Origin of the sequence: Roseibium sp. (assembly GCF_965229775.1) — a bacterium.
Taxonomy (GTDB): Bacteria; Pseudomonadota; Alphaproteobacteria; order Rhizobiales; family Stappiaceae; genus Roseibium.
The window spans coordinates 4,681,801-4,700,161 of record NZ_OZ245929.1; the positions used below are offsets into that span (position 1 = coordinate 4,681,801).

17 protein-coding genes, 1 tRNA gene and 1 riboswitch are annotated in these 18,361 nt (G+C 60.9%); of the genes, 9 read left to right on the plus strand and 9 right to left on the minus strand.

The window, feature by feature from the left end; genetic code table 11:
* Positions 1 to 2 precede the first annotated feature (2 nt).
* Both ACO07N_RS21090 and nagA read left to right on the plus strand, forming a co-directional pair.
* Positions 3 to 1,043: an SIS domain-containing protein gene (locus tag ACO07N_RS21090; RefSeq protein ID WP_421982910.1), complete on the plus strand. Its 1,041-nt coding sequence runs from the start codon at positions 3 to 5 to the stop codon at positions 1,041 to 1,043.
* The gene (nagA, locus tag ACO07N_RS21095; RefSeq protein ID WP_421982911.1) at positions 1,040 to 2,194 is read left to right on the plus strand and encodes an N-acetylglucosamine-6-phosphate deacetylase; all 1,155 of its coding nucleotides are present in this window, start codon (positions 1,040 to 1,042) and stop codon (positions 2,192 to 2,194) included. The genes ACO07N_RS21090 and nagA overlap by 4 nt, the downstream gene beginning before the upstream one ends.
* A gap of 58 nt (positions 2,195 to 2,252) precedes the next feature.
* Here nagA and ACO07N_RS21100 read toward each other — a convergent pair whose 3' ends face one another.
* The 4 genes from ACO07N_RS21100 to ACO07N_RS21115 all read right to left on the minus strand — a co-directional run bounded on the left by ACO07N_RS21100 (position 2,253) and on the right by ACO07N_RS21115 (position 5,212).
* Positions 2,253 to 2,795, minus strand: coding sequence for a cytochrome b (locus ACO07N_RS21100; RefSeq protein WP_421982912.1), 543 nt, complete (start codon positions 2,793 to 2,795; stop codon positions 2,253 to 2,255).
* A 29-nt stretch (positions 2,796 to 2,824) separates the two neighbouring features.
* Positions 2,825 to 3,886, minus strand: coding sequence for a DUF3500 domain-containing protein (locus tag ACO07N_RS21105; RefSeq protein ID WP_421982913.1), 1,062 nt, complete (start codon positions 3,884 to 3,886; stop codon positions 2,825 to 2,827).
* A gap of 370 nt (positions 3,887 to 4,256) precedes the next feature.
* Positions 4,257 to 4,769: a hypothetical protein gene (locus ACO07N_RS21110; RefSeq protein ID WP_421982914.1), complete on the minus strand. Its 513-nt coding sequence runs from the start codon at positions 4,767 to 4,769 to the stop codon at positions 4,257 to 4,259.
* A 367-nt stretch (positions 4,770 to 5,136) separates the two neighbouring features.
* Positions 5,137 to 5,212 (minus strand) — tRNA-Asn (locus ACO07N_RS21115).
* Between the two features lie 313 nt (positions 5,213 to 5,525).
* A riboswitch (cobalamin riboswitch) is annotated at positions 5,526 to 5,736 on the plus strand.
* Between the two features lie 33 nt (positions 5,737 to 5,769).
* On the opposite strand from ACO07N_RS21115, the gene cobU reads away from it, so the two are divergent.
* From cobU to ACO07N_RS21145, 6 genes are all read left to right on the plus strand, one after another.
* On the plus strand, positions 5,770 to 6,321 hold the full coding sequence (cobU, locus tag ACO07N_RS21120; protein WP_421982915.1) for a bifunctional adenosylcobinamide kinase/adenosylcobinamide-phosphate guanylyltransferase: 552 nt from the start codon (positions 5,770 to 5,772) through the stop codon (positions 6,319 to 6,321).
* Positions 6,318 to 7,442 carry a cobalamin biosynthesis protein CobW gene (gene cobW / locus ACO07N_RS21125; RefSeq protein WP_421982916.1) on the plus strand — a complete coding sequence of 375 codons (1,125 nt, stop codon included), beginning with the start codon at positions 6,318 to 6,320 and terminating at the stop codon, positions 7,440 to 7,442. Before cobU ends, cobW begins: the two co-directional genes overlap by 4 nt.
* A gap of 78 nt (positions 7,443 to 7,520) precedes the next feature.
* On the plus strand, positions 7,521 to 11,279 hold the full coding sequence (cobN, locus tag ACO07N_RS21130) for a cobaltochelatase subunit CobN (protein WP_421982917.1): 3,759 nt from the start codon (positions 7,521 to 7,523) through the stop codon (positions 11,277 to 11,279).
* The gene (cobO, locus tag ACO07N_RS21135) at positions 11,276 to 11,914 is read left to right on the plus strand and encodes a cob(I)yrinic acid a,c-diamide adenosyltransferase (RefSeq protein WP_319387332.1); all 639 of its coding nucleotides are present in this window, start codon (positions 11,276 to 11,278) and stop codon (positions 11,912 to 11,914) included. Before cobN ends, cobO begins: the two co-directional genes overlap by 4 nt.
* Before the next feature lie 45 nt (positions 11,915 to 11,959).
* On the plus strand, positions 11,960 to 12,268 hold the full coding sequence (locus ACO07N_RS21140) for a YrhK family protein (protein ID WP_421982918.1): 309 nt from the start codon (positions 11,960 to 11,962) through the stop codon (positions 12,266 to 12,268).
* Positions 12,265 to 13,776, plus strand: coding sequence for a cobyric acid synthase (locus ACO07N_RS21145; RefSeq protein ID WP_421982919.1), 1,512 nt, complete (start codon positions 12,265 to 12,267; stop codon positions 13,774 to 13,776). The genes ACO07N_RS21140 and ACO07N_RS21145 overlap by 4 nt, the downstream gene beginning before the upstream one ends.
* On the opposite strand, the gene cbiB is transcribed toward ACO07N_RS21145, so the two are convergent.
* From cbiB to ACO07N_RS21160, 3 genes are all read right to left on the minus strand, one after another.
* Positions 13,773 to 14,747, minus strand: coding sequence for an adenosylcobinamide-phosphate synthase CbiB (cbiB, locus tag ACO07N_RS21150; protein WP_421982920.1), 975 nt, complete (start codon positions 14,745 to 14,747; stop codon positions 13,773 to 13,775). The two genes, ACO07N_RS21145 and cbiB, sit on opposite strands and share 4 nt — an antisense overlap.
* A gap of 70 nt (positions 14,748 to 14,817) precedes the next feature.
* Complete coding sequence (gene cobD, locus ACO07N_RS21155) at positions 14,818 to 15,819, minus strand: threonine-phosphate decarboxylase CobD (RefSeq protein WP_421982921.1); 1,002 nt, start codon at positions 15,817 to 15,819, stop codon at positions 14,818 to 14,820.
* Positions 15,816 to 16,118 (minus strand): hypothetical protein, encoded by a 303-nt coding sequence (locus tag ACO07N_RS21160; protein ID WP_421982922.1) that lies wholly within the window; start codon positions 16,116 to 16,118, stop codon positions 15,816 to 15,818. The genes cobD and ACO07N_RS21160 overlap by 4 nt, the downstream gene beginning before the upstream one ends.
* A gap of 160 nt (positions 16,119 to 16,278) precedes the next feature.
* On the opposite strand from ACO07N_RS21160, the gene ACO07N_RS21165 reads away from it, so the two are divergent.
* Positions 16,279 to 16,530: a hypothetical protein gene (locus tag ACO07N_RS21165; protein ID WP_421982923.1), complete on the plus strand. Its 252-nt coding sequence runs from the start codon at positions 16,279 to 16,281 to the stop codon at positions 16,528 to 16,530.
* Positions 16,531 to 16,542: 12 nt separating this feature from the next.
* Here ACO07N_RS21165 and ACO07N_RS21170 read toward each other — a convergent pair whose 3' ends face one another.
* A complete protein-coding gene (locus tag ACO07N_RS21170; RefSeq protein ID WP_421982924.1) occupies positions 16,543 to 17,673 on the minus strand; it encodes a carboxylate-amine ligase in 1,131 nt (376 codons plus the stop codon).
* A gap of 87 nt (positions 17,674 to 17,760) precedes the next feature.
* Entirely contained in the window at positions 17,761 to 18,126 is a 366-nt protein-coding gene (locus ACO07N_RS21175) for a hypothetical protein (protein WP_421982925.1), read from the minus strand.
* Between the last annotated feature and the right edge of the window lie 235 nt (positions 18,127 to 18,361).

Here is an 18,361-nt window from a genome sequence, read left to right on the forward strand (position 1 = left end):
CAATGTCTGACAGTTCTTCTCCGAACATCCCGACGCATATGCGCCGCGAAATCGAGGAAATTCCGGACGCGGTCCGCCGTTTGCTGTCCGTATCGCGCCCGCGCATCCGCAAGATCGCCGAAGAGGCGGGGTCGCCCGTGTTTCTGGCAAGCGTGGCGCGCGGGTCTTCGGATCATGCTGCCATGTTTCTGAAATATGCCTCCGAAATCTATCTTGGCCTCGCGATGGCATCGCTCGGCCCGTCCGTGTCTTCGGTCTACGGCGGACGGGTTCACCTGGAAAAGGCGCTTGTCGTAGCGATTTCGCAGTCGGGCGCCAGCCCCGACATTCTGTCTGTCGTCGAGGCGGCCGTGAAACAGGGGGCGACCGCGATCGGTCTCACGAATACGGGCGACAGTCCGCTCGCGCGTCTTTCCACCGCGGCGATTGACATCTGCGCAGGCCCTGAACAAAGCGTTGCGGCGACGAAGACTTATGTGAATTCCGTGATTGCCGGCCTCTTGCTGCTCGCAGAGATCGGCAATGATGCAGAGCTGTCCCGCGCCCTTGACGCTGTGCCGGCCCATCTGGAAAAGGCGATTGAAACGGATTGGTCGGTCCTGGCGGATCCGATTGAAAAGCGCGGCTCACTCTATGTGGTCGGACGCGGCCCGGGGCTGGCGGTTGCCAACGAAGCGGCGCTGAAATTCAAGGAAACCTGCCAGATACATGCAGAGGCCTATTCCTCGGCCGAAGTCCTGCACGGTCCGGTCTCCATTGTCGAAGACGGATATCCGGTTCTTGTACTTGGTGTGCGGGATGCTGCCGAGGAAGGCCTTGCCCGGACAGCGGATCGAATGGCGGCTCAGGGCGGGATCGTCTTTGGCACCACAGACAAGCTTGAACACGCGAAACGGCTCGATTTTGAGGCCGCCGGGCACCCTCTGACCGATGCCATCACGCAGATCGTGTCATTTTATGCCTTCATCGAATGGTTCGCGCGCCGCCGGGGGTTCAATCCCGATGTTCCGCGGCACCTGAAGAAGGTGACGCAGACGGTATGACGGAGAGGGTGGCCTACACCGCGCAGCGGGTCTTCGACGGTGACGCGATCCACGAGAATGCTGCGGTTCTCGTTACCGATCGGGCCATTGCGGGTCTTGTGTCCGTCTCCGAGATACCGGACGCATTCCCCGTGGAGGATTTGGGTAGGGGGCTGCTGTCGCCCGGACTTGTCGATCTTCAGGTCAATGGCGGCGGCGGGGTCATGCTCGGAGACGCCCGGTCTCTGGACGATCTGGCCGCGATCTGCGCCGCGCATGTGCCGCTCGGGACCACCGCGATGACGCCGACGCTGATCACGGACACACCCGAGACAACACGCAGGATCGTTGCGCTCGGCATAGAGGCCGCCGCAAAGGGTGTCCCGGCCTTCAAGGGTCTGCACCTGGAAGGCCCTCACTTGTCGGCGAACCGCAAAGGGGCGCATGACGCCGGTCTCATAAGGCCGATAACGGAAGAAGATCTGACGCTTTATCTTGAAGCGGCCGGGCAGTTGCCCAGCCTTATGATCACGATCGCGCCGGAAACGGTCACGCCTGATCAGATTGCGCGCCTCGGAAATGGCGGCGTCCATGTCAGCCTCGGTCACACGGGTGCCGGTTACGAAGCCTGCCAATTGGCAGTGGACGCCGGAGCAGCCTGCGTGACCCATCTGTTCAACGCCATGAGCCCGTTGCAGCATCGCGAACCGGGGCTTGTCGGCGCGGCGCTCGACCTCGGCAACCTAAGCGCCGGGTTGATTGCGGATGGCATCCACGTCGACCCCGTGGCGGTCCGTGTTGCGATGAAATCGAAGCGCGGCCCCGGACGGATTTTTCTGGTGACCGATGCCATGTCACAGACCGGCACGGATGTGAGCTCATTCACTCTGGGAGGGCGCAAGATTTTTCGGAAAAACGGCATGCTGTGCCTCGCCGACGGGACACTGGCAGGCGCTGACATCGATCTTCCGGCGTCGATGCGCTTCCTTTGTGAGAGTGTCGGTGTCGACAGGCACACGGCGCTGAAGATGGCAACGAGTTACCCCGCCGATGTGATCGGACTTCCTGTCGGTCGCCTGCGCCCGGACCGCGCTGCCGACATGGTTCTGTTTGGAGCGGACTTTACCGTCGAGCGGGTCTGGCTCGGCGGAAAGCCTGCGAATTCGCCATAAGTCTTGCGGCCGAGTGGCGCGCCGTTTGGGGCGTCCGATGTCATCTGATCGCATGGCTTCAGGATCGTCCCACCATCCGCCTGAGCGTGTTGTCCCCGTCAACGAGATGATGCTTCAGGGCACCGGCCACGTGCAGGACGATCGCGGCGATCAGTGCATAGCCGGTGTAGTGGTGCACCTCTTCAGCCATTTCCGCCAATCCCTCGTTGAGGGCTTGCGGCCGGCCATTCTCGCCCGGATTGCCGGCCACGAGCTCGAGAGCGAAAATACTGAGGCCCTGGCCGCTCATGAGTGCGTCCAGCAATCCAGACAGAGGCATGATGACGGTTCCCAGGATCAGCGCCCAGTGTACGAAACGCGCGACAACGTGTTCCCAGGCCGGCCCGTCACTTATGCTTTCCGGCCAGCCCTTGTTCAGGCGCACAACCACCCGCACGGCAATGATCATGAACAGCAGCAACCCGATCGACTTGTGAATGTCGTAAAGAGAAAAGCTGCGTGTCTCGGACATGAAAAGCCCGAGGCCGATCAGTCCGACGATTCCGGCCGCGATCGTCCAGTGCAGCGACATCTCGAGCCTCGAAACAGGTTTGCTTTCCATCGATCTATTCCTCGCCGAATTCGGTCTTGCTAGCGCCCGTAGTCGGATTTCGGATTGCGGTACATGGTGTGGTAATGCCCGGCGCCGGACGCGTTGCCGCCGACATTCCAGCCTGTCGACAGAAGTTCGATGATCAGGCTCGGCCCCTGGATGCGCATGTAGGTCGGCGTGTTGACCTCATCGCTGCCGGTCCAGGCAAACGAGATCTCGTCCAGTTCGGCAGCAAGTTCATTCATCCGCCGTTCCGCATCCTCGGCCGGCAGTATCGAAACCCATTGGTGAATGGTGGTTTCCAGAAGATCCCTCTGGACCGCCGACATCGCGGATGCCGCAAGCCCGGCGACCGGTGGCACAACGCCGTCTTTGCCGGGGCCGGTCAGCACGTTGTCCGGCACCGCTCCCGCATCGGCAATGGTTCGTTGATCTTCATCGAGTGCGTCGAATACCGCGAAACCTGCCTGGTGCATGTCGAAGCCGACTTCATAGGCGGTCCCGTCGAGCGTGAAGATCGATGGCTCGGTGCCGACAAAGGAAGGGGAAAGCGATTTGACCGTGTCGCCGTCAATGGAGAGGTTGAGGCCGAGGTGATGGCCGCCGAATTGCCATGCCCATGGGGCCTCCGACGAAGGCGTGCCGTAAATCGCAAACCAGTAATTTTCCGGAGACCATTGAAAACGATCTGCGCGCGCGTCGCGGCTCAGAAAGGCTTCCGCCGCCATGATTTCCGCGACTCGTTCATAGCCGTCCTTGCTGAGTGCCGACGCAAGAAAGTCGAACAGGGACGAACGCTGCTCTGCGTCCATTTCGCCGACCGGGATGCCGGCCCGTTCGACCATGGCGGCGGGAAGGTTTGACCAGGTCGTCCGAGTGTCCGCGTCGAACTCGAAGACGAACCTCGCGGTCTCGCCGTCGTCGAAATGTGCCAGCAGCGCGGCTGCCGCCAGACGAGCCGATCTGGCCGAAGCCTTGCCGTAGGGTTGCGCATAGTCCGGTATTGGCACGACGCCATGGGTTTGCTGGTCCGGTACATCATGGGCGGCGAGCGGCGTTGCGATCAGCAGCATGCCGGTCGCGAAGGTCGGGAATTTCATGATCGGTCTCCGTAGAACTGCTTGACCGGTCCCATGCCTCGAAACGTTGACACAGACCCGACGGCACATCGCCGTATTGCGATGAATGCAACGGTTCGGTGACGACCACGTATCCGCGGCAAGAGACCTCGTGCCGGGATGATTAAACCCCATGCCTTCCGGTCAGGATTATGATGTTTGCGAATCTTCTGGCGATGCGTCCCGTGGTCCGCTCAGAAATCCATTCAAGAAACGGATTCGCACGATGCGGCGGCAGCACGTTTGAAGACCATGTGCGTGAACGTCTGGGTGCCGTCCTGCAAGCCGCGGCCGAACCTGACGCCCTGCGTCGGCAACGACGCGGCGATGCAACCGAGCGCCCGCGCTGCTTTCAATCGTCTTCACGCTTCTTTTTCCGGAGCCACGCTTCGTACTTCGGAACGTCTTCGCGCAGCTTGAGCGCAGCAGCTTCGAGCGCATCGGCAAGCGCTTTCGTTTCCCCGCGTTTCCGTTCCATGAACGAGACCGGATCCTGGTTACCGAATTCCGCTTTTGCTTCCGAAAACCCCATACCGGCATCATCTTCATCATCGTCACTGCGGCCAGGGCCGTCGAACAAGGTGCGTGCCTGAGTGTCGTAGCGCAGAGCATCATGAACGGCTTCAGCCAGTTCCATGAACCCGATCACGAACCCGCCCGAGCCCTGTTCGTCGTTGCTTGGATTGATCTGGAGAAGAAGCCGGTGATCGGCTCCCTTGGCGTCGCCGTTCAGGATCGCGCCGAACAGCGGACCGGACACCGAGTTTTCCCTGTAGTGTTCGACGGCGCGCTGAAAGTCGTTTTCTCTCAACGCCTCTGAGACCTTCTTCTTGGTCTCAGCAGTCTCCACCACGATCTTCGCCATATGTGCCTGCGTCAAAACTAAATCAAAAGTTGCATATAGCCGGACGCTAACTCATGGATTTTGGAAAGGGAAGTGCAGTTCCAGTAAAATACCCTGAGGAATGTACTGAAAAGATAAAACGTAAAGAAATTGTCTGAATTGTATCCAATTTCTTTCGTAGAATGTCTTGGTAAATATTACGAGTTACTGCCTGGTGTTACTCAAACGGGCACGTTGAGCGAATGGGTGCCGGAAGCCTGAGCGGAGTGGCTGAACCGGCCGGCATGTGTGCCGGATTGCGCGCAAAGTCACTCATGCGCCGGTAACCGCGCACGCTAAAGCGCTCACACACTACGTCTTGAATTGTCACATGAAAGAAGAGTGGTAATGGCTCCCCAGGCCGGACTCGAACCAGCGACCCAGCGATTAACAGTCGCTTGCTCTACCAACTGAGCTACTGGGGATCACCACGTTAGGACCGGTTCGCGACCGCCCCGTCGATGGGCAAGCGTATATCAAAGGCTTGATCCGTTTGCCAAGCCCCAGCGCGCGTTTTTTTCATTCAGCCGTCATTTTTTTGTGCTCCGTGTGGAGAACGTCAAGAAAAACAGATGTCTAGACGGATTTCTCAAATCGCGAAACAGCAACGTCCCAAGGCTCCGGGCGTCGTGGGAATCCTTCGGCGCCGCGAGGAAAGGGTCATGAGTCTGCGCCGATCTTCGGCGTGCCGTCGCCTTCGCGGTGGGTTTCCCGCGCTTGTCAATTGCCGAATATGCGTTTAGGAAGGATTCCGACGGTTCCGGAACGGGCTTGGCCCGGACCGGATGAAACGGGAATCCGGTGCAAGTGCCCTGCGCCAATCCGGAGCTGCCCCCGCAACTGTAAACGGCGAGCGATTGCACATGAGCCACTGGTCCGGCGGACCGGGAAGGGGTGCATGAGGCCACCAGCCGTGAGCCAGGAGACCGGCCGTCGGGAGACTAACCCTTGCAGCTGTCGGGTGGACGGCCGGGAGATTGTGGTGATTGAACGAACAGGGCCCCGGTCCACACTTGTCCTTGGGGGCGCGCGTTCCGGCAAAAGCACGTTCGCCGAACGGCTCGCGGTGCGCTCCGGCCTGCAAAAGATCTATGTCGCCACTGGCGCAGCTTTCGATGCCGAGATGGCCGACCGTATCGCCGCTCATCAGCATCAGCGCGGCGACGATTGGCAGACGATCGAGGAACAGCTGGACCTGGCTGGCGTCCTTGCGCGTGAATGCAGGCCCGGCCGGGTCGTGCTTGTCGACTGCCTCACGCTCTGGCTCTCCAACCTGACCTTTGCCGAAAAGGATATTGCCGCCGAGACGGCAAAGCTCTGCGACGCTGTTTCGGAGCTTGCGTCCGCCTGTGTCTTCGTGTCGAACGAGGTCGGCATGGGGATCGTGCCGGACAACCGTCTTTCCAGGTCGTTTCGGGATGCGCAGGGGCGTCTCAACCAGGATATTGCTCAAGCCTGCAGCCAGGTGGTTTTTGTCGCCGCCGGACTGCCCGTGCTTTTGAAACCCAACCCGCACATGGACATTGCACTATGAACACGATGAGCCCGCAGAAGGGACAGAAGATACCGGCAACGATCGTGACCGGGTTTCTGGGAGCCGGAAAGACGACGCTGATCCGGAATCTTCTGCAGAACGCCAACGGCCGCAAGATTGCCCTGATCGTCAATGAATTCGGAGACATGGGATTCGACGGATCTCTGGTGAATGGCTGCGCAGATCCGGACTGCGCGGCGGAAGAGGTCGTGGAACTCACCAATGGCTGCATCTGCTGCACGGTCGCCGACGACTTCCTGCCGACGATGGAAATGCTGCTTGCCCGCGAAACGCCGCCGGAGCACATCGTCATCGAGACATCCGGGCTGGCGTTGCCACAGCCGCTTGTGCGCGCGTTTTCCTGGCCGAGCGTCAAGACGAAGGTGACCGTCGACGGCGTTGTCACGGTCCTGGATGCCGCTGCCCTTGCCGAAGGCCGGATCGCGCTGGACGAGGATGCGCTTGAGGCGCAACGTGCCGCCGATGACGCGCTGGATCACGAAAGCCCGGTCGAAGAACTGTTTCAGGACCAGTTGCGCTGCGCGGATCTGGTTGTCTTGAACAAGGCCGATCTTGTTTCGGGCGACGCGCTGAAATCCGTCGAGGACAAGATCCAGGCGGACGTACGGTCCGCGGTTCACATCGTCTCCTCCGAAAAGGGCACCTTGCCGATCGAGGTTCTGCTCGGCCGCCAGTCTGCGGCCGAAGACGACATGGCGGCGCGCCACGAACACCACCATCATCACCATGACGATGATGACCACCATCACGACGACGACCATCATCACGACGACGACCATCATCACGACCACCACCACGATCACCATCACCACGATGATTTCGAAAGCCACGTTCTCGATGTTCCTGCGTTCCAGAGCTTGAAATCCGTCGAGGAAAGGGTGCTGGAAGGCATGGCTCTCAAAGGTGTGCTGCGCATCAAGGGGGCCGTCCGGATCGAAGGCAAGCCGGCACCTGCCATGGTTCAGGCGGTTGGCCCCAGGGTGGAGACCTGGTTCGCCGCCGGGGCGGAGAGCTCCGGAAGACTGGTGGTGATCGGCCTGAAAGGATTTGACCTTGATGCCGTCCGCGCGCTTTTCGGCAGCGTGAAGGCCGCCGCCTGAATGTGCTGCGGCACCTGATGTCAGCAAATTCGAAATAGCCATACCGCCCAGCGCGCCCCAGGAAGAAGACACGCCCGCATGCACATTCTGGCCAGTCAGACGCGACGGATTGACGACGGTGGTGATGCCGTCGACCTCGGGCAATCGCCCGCCGATATCGTTTTCCTTTCGGCAGCGGACACAGAGCTTGGCGGTTTCGCGTCCTCTCACGCCGCACTTGGGGCAGGCCGCGCGAGCCTGCGTCTCGCCAACCTGATGGCCCTGTCGCATCCCTATTCGATCGATCTCTACGCCGAACAGACGGTTAGGGGATCGAAGCTCGTGATCCTGCGTATCCTGGGCGGTGTCGAATATTGGCGCTACGGTCTTGAACGTATCGGCGAAGAGATCCGGGCGAACGGCAGTGAGCTGATCGTCATTCCGGGCGACGACAAGTGGGATGAGCAACTGACGTCCCATTCGACGCGCGCCGCCGAAGAGGTTCACAGGTTCTGGCGCTACTGCGTCGAAGGTGGTTCACAGAACTACGCAAACGCGTTGCGGTATGCCGCCTTTCTGCTTGGCCTCGCCGACGAACCGGCGCATCCGGTTCCACTCCCGCGCGCCGGGATCTACTTCAAGGGGCAGACGGAGTCGGATCTTCGGGCCTGGAAGGCAGTCTGGCCCGACGCGCCTCGGCCCGTCGCTGCCATCACCTTCTACCGGGCACTCATTCAGGGTGCGCAGACCGCGCCGGTCGATGCGCTTGTCGAGGCGCTCGATCAGGCCGGTATCAATGCCCTGCCGGTCTTCGTTTCCAGTTTGAAGGAAGCCGAATCCGTCGCGATCCTGGAAAGCCTGTTTGACGGGGCGCAGCCGGATGTCGTTCTGAACGGGACCGCCTTTGCGGTGTCCAAGGCGGGACGCGCGCATCAGCCGACACCGCTCGACAGGATAGGCAAACCCGTGCTTCAGGTGGTGTTTTCCTCGTCCTCGAAGGAAGGCTGGGAGGAAAGCGACCAGGGCCTGTCCATCCGGGATCTGGCCATGCATGTCGTCCTGCCGGAGATCGACGGGCGCATTCTGACGCGTGCGGTTTCCTTCAAGGAGGAAGGCGTTTTCGATGAGGCCACGCAATCGACCCCGGTGCGGTTCACGCCTGTTTCCGACAGGGTCGGCTTCGTCGCGGGCCTGGCCGCGAACTGGGCGGCACTCGGCCGGAAGCCCGCGGCTGAAAAGAAGACGGCGCTGATCCTCGCGAATTATCCGAACAAGGACGGCCGGCTTGCCAATGGCGTCGGCCTCGATACGCCCGCATCCTGCACCGCGCTTCTGGCCGCGATGGACGCAGAAGGGTTTGAGACGGGAGATGCACCTGAAACGCCGGCAGCGCTGATGAAGCTGCTCACGTCCGGCGTGACCAACGCGCTGCAAGGACGCGCGGACCGGCAGACTTACGAAGAACTCTCGCTCTTTGACTATCAGCGGGCTTACGGCGCGTTGCCGGCGGACTTAAGGACTGCCGTATCGGATCGTTGGGGGACACCGGAATGCGACCCGCATGTGGTCGACGGAAAGTTCCGGCTTGCGCTGCACCGGTTCGGTAATCAGATCGTCGGAATTCAGCCGGCGCGGGGTTACAACATCGATCCCAAGGAGACCTATCACGATCCGGATCTGGTCCCGCCGCACCACTATTTCGCATTCTACATCTGGATACGGCAGTGCTTCGGTGCCGATGCCGTCGTGCATCTCGGCAAACATGGTAATCTTGAATGGTTGCCTGGCAAGGCGCTTGCCTTGTCGCAAAACTGTTTCCCCGAAGCCGTTCTCGGTCCGCTTCCCAATGTTTACCCCTTTATCGTCAACGATCCCGGCGAAGGCGCGCAGGCAAAACGCCGGACATCCGCCGTCATCGTCGATCATCTGACACCATCCTTGACACGGGCCGAAAGTCACGGCGTTGCTGAGGAACTGGAAACGCTGCTGGACGAATACTATCTCGCCAGCGGTGTCGATCCACGCCGCCTGAAGGTTCTGACGCGTGACATTCTCGATGTGGCGGTGCGTCATGGCCTCGACAGGGACATCGGCCTCGACGACAAGATGGACGAGGAAACGCGGCTCGCCCGTCTCGATGCGCATCTTTGCGATCTGAAGGAACTGCAGATCCGCGATGGTCTCCACATTCTGGGCCAAAGTCCGGACGGCGATCAGCTTGTCGACCTGCTTTGTGCGCTTGCGCGTGTGCCGCGCGGCCCGGAACCCCGTCAGCAGAGCCTGCAAAGAGCACTCGCACGGGATCTGGACCTGGATGAGTTTGACCCGCTCGACTGCGACTTCGCGCAAGCCTGGTCCGGCGCGAGACCCGAGGCGCTTTTGTCGATCACCGGCGCGCCCTGGCGATCGAATGGTGACACCGTTGAAAGACTGGAACTTTTGTCCCGGGATCTTGTCGCAGGAAAATGCACCCCCGAAAGCGAGTGGTCTGAAACCGGCGCAGTGCTCGACGAGATCGAAACAACGCTGCGGCCGTCCGTCCTGGCGTCGGGTCCCTCGGAAACAGCGTCGGTTCTGAAAGCACTCGATGGCCGGTTCGTGGAACCGGGGCCGTCCGGCGCGCCTTCGCGCGGGCGTCCGGACGTGCTGCCGACCGGAAAGAACTTCTACTCGGTCGATGTCCGTGCGGTGCCGACCGAGACGGCCTGGCGGCTCGGCTGGCAATCGGCCGCCCTTGTCGCCGACCGCTACTTTCAGGAAGAAGGCGAATGGCCGACATCCCTGGTCCTGACCTGCTGGGGTACGGCCAACATGCGCACGGGCGGAGATGATATTGCCCAGGCCCTGGCGCTCATCGGGGCAAGGCCGGTCTGGGAGCAGGCGTCGGGCAGGGTGACCGGTTTTGAAATCCTGAAACTGTCGGACCTGGGGCGTCCGCGTATAGATGTGACATTGCGCGTGTCGGGCTTTTTCCGCGATGCGTTTCCGCACCAGATGGATCTGTTCGACAGCGCGGTGCGCGCCGTGGGGGCGTTGCAGGAGCCGGACGAGGCGAACCCGATCGCCACACGCATGAAAGCGGACGCACTCAGCCTCAGGGCGGAAGGCTTCGGATCGGACGAGGCAGAGCGCCGCGCCGGTTTTCGCGTTTTTGGTTCAAAGCCGGGCGCTTACGGGGCCGGGCTTCAGGCGCTGATTGATGAAGGGCTTTGGCAGGAACGCTCGGACTTCGCGGAGACGTTCCTCGGCTGGGGCGGATACGCCTATGGCGGCGGTGCGTCCGGAGCGGGCGCGAAGGAGGAGCTAACGACGCGTCTCACGTCTGTCGACGCGGTTCTGCACAACCAGGACAACCGCGAGCACGATCTCCTGGACAGCGACGACTACTACCAGTTCGAGGGCGGTCTTGCTGCGACCGTTGAAACGCTCAAGGGCGCAGCCCCGAAAGTGTTCCACAACGATCATTCCCGGACCGAACGCCCGGTCGTCAGGACACTTTCGGAAGAGATCGGCCGGGTCGTGCGCGGACGTGCCGCCAACCCCAAGTGGATACGCGGCGTGATGCGCCACGGTTACAAGGGCGCTTTCGAGATGGTTGCGACGCTTGACTACCTGTTCGCGTTTTCCGCCACGACGACGGCTGTGGGTGACCATCATTTCGACCAGCTCTTCGATGCCTATATCGACGACCCGGAGGTCCGCGACTTTCTGAAGGATGCCAACCCCGCCGGTTACGCGGACATGCTGTCCCGTTTTCTGGACGCGATTGACCGCGACCTCTGGACGCCGAGGCGCAATTCGACCCATGCTGTGCTGAACGACCTTAAGACGAGTTTTGAAGGGACACCCAAGCCGTGACTGCCGAAAGCGAAAAGCCCGAGCTGACCGAAGACGAACTGAATGCCCGTCACGCGGAGAAGATGCGCAAGAAAAAGGCCGCGCGTGACAAGATCATGGCGACCAAGACCATCGAGAAAGGGCTGCTGATCGTTCACACGGGCAAGGGCAAGGGAAAGTCGACCGCCGGTTTCGGCATGGTCTTCCGCTCGCTCGGCCACGGCCACAAGGTGGGTGTCGTCCAGTTCGTGAAAGGCCGGATCGAAACCGGTGAGCGCATGGCGCTGGAGCGCTTTTCCGATCTGGTGACGATCAAGCGCATGGGCGAGGGGTTCACCTGGGAAACGCAGGACCGCCAGCGCGATATCGATGCGGCGGAGCAGGCTTGGGAAGCTGCCAAGGACATGATCACCTCCGGTGACTACCGCCTGATCCTCTGCGATGAACTCAACATCGTGCTGCGCTACGACTACATCGATATCGCCAAGGTGGTCGAATTCCTGAAAAACGAAAAACCCGATGACGTTCATGTCGTCGTAACCGGCCGCAACGCAAAGGACGAACTCATCGAGATCGCCGATCTCGTCACCGACATGACCCAGGTAAAGCACCCGTTCCGGTCCGGCGTGAAGCCACAGGAAGGTATCGAGTTCTAGTCGTGAGATTTGGTGCGCACACGCAACAGGGAAGGATTGGACCCAATGGGCAAGATCTTTGATGACGGTCTGCGCTCAGCGTCACCCCATCATGCCGAACTGGTTCGCAAATACGAACTCTACCGGACCGTGGTCGAGTTTCTGGCCGCGCTGACCTTTATCGTCGGCAGCATCTTCTTCTTTTATCCCAAGCTCGTTTTTTCCGGGACATGGTTGTTTCTGATCGGGTCTTTCCTGTTCGCCGTGCGGCCGTCCATAAGGCTGCTGCTTGAACTTCGCCTCGCGAACCTGCCGGTGCCGGCAGAATTCAGACCCTATGGGGCCGCGCCGGTTGAAGGTGATCCGAGCCCATGACGCGGTCGGATTGGGAGCCGAAAACACCCGCGTTGATGATCCAGGGAACCGGCTCGAATGTCGGCAAGAGCCTCATTGTGGCAGGCCTGTGCCGGCTCTTTGCCAACCGGGGGCTGACCGTTCGCCCGTTCAAACCGCAGAACATGTCGAACAATGCAGCCGTTACGGATGACGGCGGCGAAATCGGCCGTGCGCAGGCGCTGCAGGCGCTCGGCTGCCGGGCACCGTCTTCGGTTCACATGAACCCGGTCCTCCTGAAACCGGAGACCGACACCGGTGCGCAGATCATCGTCCAGGGCAAACGCTTCGACACCATGCGCGCACGTGAGTATGGAAAGCAGAAGAATACACTTTTACCAAAGGTTCTGGAGAGTTTTTCAACCATTGCATCAGGAACGGATCTGGTTCTGGTCGAAGGCGCCGGCAGCCCGGCCGAGATCAACCTCAGATCCGGCGACATCGCCAATATGGGGTTTGCGGAAGCAGCCGGCCTGCCCGTGATCCTGTGCGCGGATATCGACAGGGGCGGCGTGATCGCATCCGTCGTCGGCACGTACGCGGTTCTTGAGCTGGAAGAACAGAACCGCATCAAGGGCTTTTTCATCAACCGCTTTCGGGGGGATCCCAGCCTATTCGACGAGGGTATGCACGAGATCGCGGCAAGGACCGGGTGGCGGGGTCTTGGCGTTGTGCCGTGGTTTGCGGACGCGGGAAAACTGCCGGCGGAAGATGCGCTCGGCCTCGAAGACGGGTTTGGGCAGGGCAGCCTCAAGATCGCTGTTCCCGTCATTTCCCGGATTGCCAATTTCGATGATCTCGATCCGTTGCGGCTCGAACCCGGCGTGTCACTTGCACTGGTTCAGCCGGGCGAACCCTTGCCGGGCGATGCCGATATCGTCCTTCTTCCCGGTTCGAAGTCGACGGTTGGAGACCTGGCCTTTTTACGCGGGCAGGGGTGGGACATCGATCTGAAGGCGCACCATCGTCGCGGTGGCCAGATCCTCGGGATTTGCGGCGGCTATCAGATGCTGGGAAAGACGATTTCCGATCCCGACGGCATCGAGGGACCGCCGGGAACCGTCGAAGGTCTCGGATTTCTGGATGTCGAAACCGTTCTCACGGCCGAGAAATCGACTGTCTATGCAGAAGGAACGCACCTTGCCAGTGGCGCGGCGTTTTCCGGTTACGAAATCCATATCGGCCGCACGGCGGGTCCCGATTGCGACCGCCCGATGATGCAGTTGAAAAACGGCTCCATGGATGGTGCGGTGTCGGAGGATGGACGGGTTTGCGGAACCTATGTCCATGGCCTTTTCACCAGCGACAAGTTCCGCTCCGCCTATCTGACCGCGCTCGGAGCATCATCCGACCTGGCCTACGGCAGGAGCATCGACCGCATCCTGGATGACCTGGCGCGCCATCTGGAAAGCGTTTTGGATGTCGACGCAATCTTTGAGATTGCCGGAGGAGGCAGCTCTCTGGCGCTTCGAGACGGCATCGGCGGCTAACGCACAACAACCGCAAAAAACAGGACCAAAAGTGCCTCAACGGCACATGCGCCTATCATGACGAAGACCGCCCGGTCGATGTCGTTCGCGGTCGCCTGTCTGCGCCCGGTGGTGTTCATGTAGGGATCGTCGACCTTGTAACCCGGATAGACGCGCGGACCGGCCAGGGCGATATCGAGCGCACCCGCCATTGCCGCTTCCGGCCACCCGGCGTTGGGTGATCTGTGCTTTCGCGCATCCTTGAAGATGCAGGCAAGGCTCTTGCCAGGAGAGCCGTGCGCGAGGGGTGCGGCAAGTGCGATGAAAAGTCCCGACAGCCGGGAAGCGGGCAGGTTGATGAGGTCGTCGAACCGCGCCGAGGCCCAGCCGAAGTCCTGATAGGTTTCGTTCTTGTGCCCGATCATGCTGTCGGCGGTGTTCACGGCCTTGTAGGCGAGAAGGCCGGGCAGGCCGAGAAGGGCAAACCAGAAGACGGGAGCCACCACGCCATCGGAAAAGTTCTCGGCGCAGGATTCGATCGCCGCCCGGGAAACGCCGGCTTCGTCGAGCTGTACCGGGTCACGGCCGACGATCATGGCGACGGCTTTGCGGCCCGCTTTCAGCCCGCCGCTTTCAAGCGCGTCGCGGACCGCGGCAACGTGACGATAGAGGCTGTTCTGCGCGATGAAGACGGCGGCGATGATGACTGTCAGCACTGCACCGAAGGGAACGCGCGCAAGCAGAGACTGGAGGATCGCTCCCAGGGCCAGTCCACCGACAACAAGAACGGCAAGCAGGAGCGTTCCCGCGCGCTTTCGCTGACTGGAATTCAGCGACGGACGGTTCATCCTCCTGTCGAAGAACGTGATCACCTTGCCGATCCAGACAACCGGATGCGGCAGGCGGCGCCAGAGCCAGTCCGGATCGCCGGCGACCGCATCAAGCAGGATCGCGGCGAGGAGCAACCAAAGCGCATTCTCGTAGATCAGCATTTCGCTTAGCTAGAACAATTCCCGGGAAAGGGAAACCGGCTTTCCCGTCTGTCCCGCGCGGAGTTGGCGATCACAGCTCGTTGCGCGCTTCCGAAAGGGCATCGGACAGCCGCTGCAGGTTCTCCGGGCCGCCCGGCAGACCGAAGCGGATCCATGTCGGCGCATAATCGAAGATCCGTGTCCAGATATGCCGCCTTGCCAGAGCTTCATGCAGCGCGTGCGCCTTGCGGAGGCCCGCCAGTGCAAACAGGGGAGTGCCGCCGAAGACACTCAACTGATGTTCCGACAGGGTGATCGTCAGATCCGCCATTTCATCGGCAAGGCGGCGTGCCGTCTTCTCCTGCCACTCCTGGTCCCGGAGGGCCGTCGCCCCGATTTCCAGGGCCGGCCCGCTGACGCTCCAGCTTTCCAGGCGGGCACTGACCCGGTCGACGGTCTCCTGCGGACCGGCCAGGAAACCGAGCCGCAGGCCCGCGAGGCCGAAGAACTTGCCGAATGATCTCAGCACGACAATGTTCTGATCACTGACATGCGGTAGGACACTGGCTCCGGGCATGACGTCGGCAAAGGCTTCGTCCAGAACCAGGAAACCGCCTCGTTCGGTCAGGATCCGGGCAATCTCCAGAAGGCTCTTCACATCGATCAACTGACCGTCCGGATTGTTCGGATTGACCAAAACGACAATTCTGGCTTCCGCAGGCAGCGCGTAGACGCTGGACAGTTCGAGCGGGTCTCTGCCGTCCCTTTGCCAGACCTCCTTGTGGCTCGAATAGGTCGGTCCTGCCAGGGCCGCGGGTCCATCGGGAAGCAGTGACGGCAAGAGGGAAAGCAGGATCTGTGTGCCGGGCGCGGCGACGAGCCCGAGATGATCCGGAACCTGGTAGGCACGCCGCGCCGCGGCGAGCAGTTGTTCCTCCGCGACGCGGTTCGGCAGCGCGGTCCAGGCGGTGGCCGGGAGCGCTTGCGCAAACGGGTAGCTATACGGGTTTATCCCCGTCGACAGATCCAGCCAGTCATCCGCTTTTCCGCCAAAACGTTCAACCGCGAGCGACAAGTCACCACCGTGTTTCACGAAATCACCCTTTGCGCTTCCCCCTGGCAAACCGACGTGCCGGGACTTCTGGGGTATGGACCCATAAATGAAGTCAATTTGGTTTGGATCGTTTTGACCAGCTGCAAGGAGCGGAAGCGCAGGAAATGTGCTTCATTTTCAAGCCTTTCGCGACGCTGCAGATGGCCAAAACGGCCAAATCCGAAGGACGGCAAAATGGCTTTACCTCGCAGCGTCACCGCGCTTGACCGGGCAAAAAGCCCGCTCTGCGCACGCTTCCTCGCGAGATTTTGCCATTTCTGCCGCCAAATCGGTTTCATTTTTGGGTCCATACCCTAGTCTTTGATTTGCCGAGCATTATCCGATTTGACGGCCGGGGGCAGCACGTGAAACGACACTTCCCTTGTCAGAAACGCAAATTGACAGGAAAAATTCGGAAATTATAAGAACAAAACAGGAACATTAAATGTGGGGTGAGACATGGCAGCAGAACGGAGATCGAAGGGACCGAGGGACTTCGACCGGGACCTTCTCCTGGAAGCACTGGCGCGGGCCAGAAAGGCAATGGTCGACGCGCAGCGCGCAATGCGGCCGAAATCGGGCCTCTCCCGATCGGCCGACGCGGTCATTTCGGAAATCGACGAATTTGCCTTTGTGCTGACCGGCGAGCGGAGCCACTTTCACGCAAGAGCGCATGGGTCTCCCCCCGGATCGGCGAAAAAGACGGCTTAGGCGTGGCGACGATTACAGGTCTGCCAGCGTTTCCGCGATCAGGTGGTCGACGATCCTGTCGAGTTTGTCCGGGGCGATGAGCCCGTCATCGGGAATATCGCCGGCAATCTGCAGCTGCTTGTCGGCGGACGTGCCTTCCAGCGCAATGGTCCGGATATGCTCGACCTCCGCCTCGCACCCGAAGAAGACTGCGTCCGGCCTGACCAATTCGATCAGTTCCTCGACAAGGTTCACGAAGGGCGCGGTTTCGTTGCGGCCGAAATCGATCAGGCTCGCCTCGGTTCCATACCGCTGCGCCTGCCAGCGGTTTTCCGCGAGCAGGAACCGGGAATAGGGGCGCCAGCTCTGGTTGGCCCGCCTGAGCCTGTAGAGCATCCGGCACAGGCAGCGGTAGAGCGCAGCGATCGCGACCGCGTCATCGAGCCGGGGGCAGACATCCGTCACGCGCAGTTCAAGCGTGGGGAACCTGTCGGAGGGCCGGAGGTCCCACCAGATTTTCGTGGCGTCCTCCAGGACACCGGCGCTGCTCAGGATGTCGACGATGTGCCGGTATTCGTGATGACTTTCGAATCGCGGGGGCAATCCGGTGCGGGGCATTTCGTTGAAAACGGCAAGGCGATAGGACTTCAGTCCCGTGTTCCGCCCGCGCCAGAAAGGCGACGATGTGCTCAGCGCCAGAAGATGCGGCAGGAAATAGGCGAGCTGATTGAAGAGATCGACACGCAGTTCCTCGTCTTCGATGCCGACGTGAACATGCATGCCGCAGATCAGCATTCTTCTGGCAACGACCTGCATCGTCCGGGCAATCTGGTTGTATCGTTCCTTGTCGGTATGCGGCTGGTCGGTCCATTCCGCAAAGGGGTGCGTGGAGGCGGCAATCGGCGCAAAATCATGCGCGGCCGCTTCCCTGGCGACGGTCTTGCGAAAATAGGCAAGCTCCGCACGCACTTCGGAAAATGTCAGGCAGACCGGCGTTCCGACTTCGATCTGGCACTGCAGGAATTCCGGACTGACCCGTCCCTCAAGGGCGCTTTCGCAGGCAGAGAAGAGTTCCTTAGGCGGGGAACTCGCCAGCTTTCGGGTGGATCTGTCGACCAGCAGGTACTCTTCTTCAACGCCGACGCTGAAACTTGGATCTTTCATCGGGTCAGCATCGGCGGTTTTGAAGGCTCAAGTCAAGCGACGGCCGGCACAAGCGCTTGCAGCCGTTGGGAATATGTCTTTCCGCCGTCACCATATGTTGCCTACGCCGGGCGTGTACACCGCCGCGATCACCGTGTTCGTCTGGAGCACGTCGCATTCTAGGATGCCGGAAAACTTTGCGACGGGAACGCTCGCCTCGAATGTCGCCGCCGCTGCCATGACCTTGCTGCCGGCCGACAGCTCCACGGTGTCCATGCCCTGGATGAGAACACTCTTCTGAGAACTGATGACCACATCCTGTCCCTGGATGGAGACAATGCTCTCAAGCTCGGCAACCCGCGATTCCAGATCGTTGATCCTGGTGCGAAGCGTTTCGACAAGCGCTTCGATATCGGGGCCTTGAGGAACAATTTGCGGGGACTTTTGCGGCCGCGGCGGCTGCACCCGTTTCATGCTTGATATCTTTATCGCACGGGGTTGTGCCGCCGGGAACGAAGGACTTCCGCCTGGTTTTTTCATGTCGCGTTTCTCCGTATGTGCAATCCGGAGAAAACGCTAGCATGACGCAACGGAAACAGGTAGCGCCGCGTTCAGCGGACGATTGCGCACCCGTCTTCCGGCCGGAAACGGCCAGCGCGGGAAGGGGGCGCCGCCCCGGGGTTGAGAGCTGGCGAGATTTCTGCGTTGA

Bases quoted from the DNA above. Each gene is read 5' to 3' on its own strand.
- ACO07N_RS21175 (WP_421982925.1), bottom strand. From the start codon at position 18,126: ATGAAACGGGTGCAGCCGCCGCGGCCGCAAAAGTCCCCGCAAATTGTT.
- nagA (WP_421982911.1), top strand. From the start codon at position 1,040: ATGACGGAGAGGGTGGCCTACACCGCGCAGCGGGTCTTCGACGGTGAC.
- ACO07N_RS21170 (WP_421982924.1), bottom strand. From the start codon at position 17,673: ATGAAAGATCCAAGTTTCAGCGTCGGCGTTGAAGAAGAGTACCTGCTG.
- ACO07N_RS21145 (WP_421982919.1), top strand. From the start codon at position 12,265: ATGACGCGGTCGGATTGGGAGCCGAAAACACCCGCGTTGATGATCCAG.
- cobN (WP_421982917.1), top strand. From the start codon at position 7,521: ATGCACATTCTGGCCAGTCAGACGCGACGGATTGACGACGGTGGTGAT.
- ACO07N_RS21160 (WP_421982922.1), bottom strand. From the start codon at position 16,118: ATGAAACCGATTTGGCGGCAGAAATGGCAAAATCTCGCGAGGAAGCGT.
- ACO07N_RS21140 (WP_421982918.1), top strand. From the start codon at position 11,960: ATGGGCAAGATCTTTGATGACGGTCTGCGCTCAGCGTCACCCCATCAT.
- ACO07N_RS21105 (WP_421982913.1), bottom strand. From the start codon at position 3,886: ATGAAATTCCCGACCTTCGCGACCGGCATGCTGCTGATCGCAACGCCG.
- ACO07N_RS21110 (WP_421982914.1), bottom strand. From the start codon at position 4,769: ATGGCGAAGATCGTGGTGGAGACTGCTGAGACCAAGAAGAAGGTCTCA.
- ACO07N_RS21165 (WP_421982923.1), top strand. From the start codon at position 16,279: ATGGCAGCAGAACGGAGATCGAAGGGACCGAGGGACTTCGACCGGGAC.
- cobW (WP_421982916.1), top strand. From the start codon at position 6,318: ATGAACACGATGAGCCCGCAGAAGGGACAGAAGATACCGGCAACGATC.
- cbiB (WP_421982920.1), bottom strand. From the start codon at position 14,747: ATGCTGATCTACGAGAATGCGCTTTGGTTGCTCCTCGCCGCGATCCTG.
- ACO07N_RS21100 (WP_421982912.1), bottom strand. From the start codon at position 2,795: ATGGAAAGCAAACCTGTTTCGAGGCTCGAGATGTCGCTGCACTGGACG.
- ACO07N_RS21090 (WP_421982910.1), top strand. From the start codon at position 3: ATGTCTGACAGTTCTTCTCCGAACATCCCGACGCATATGCGCCGCGAA.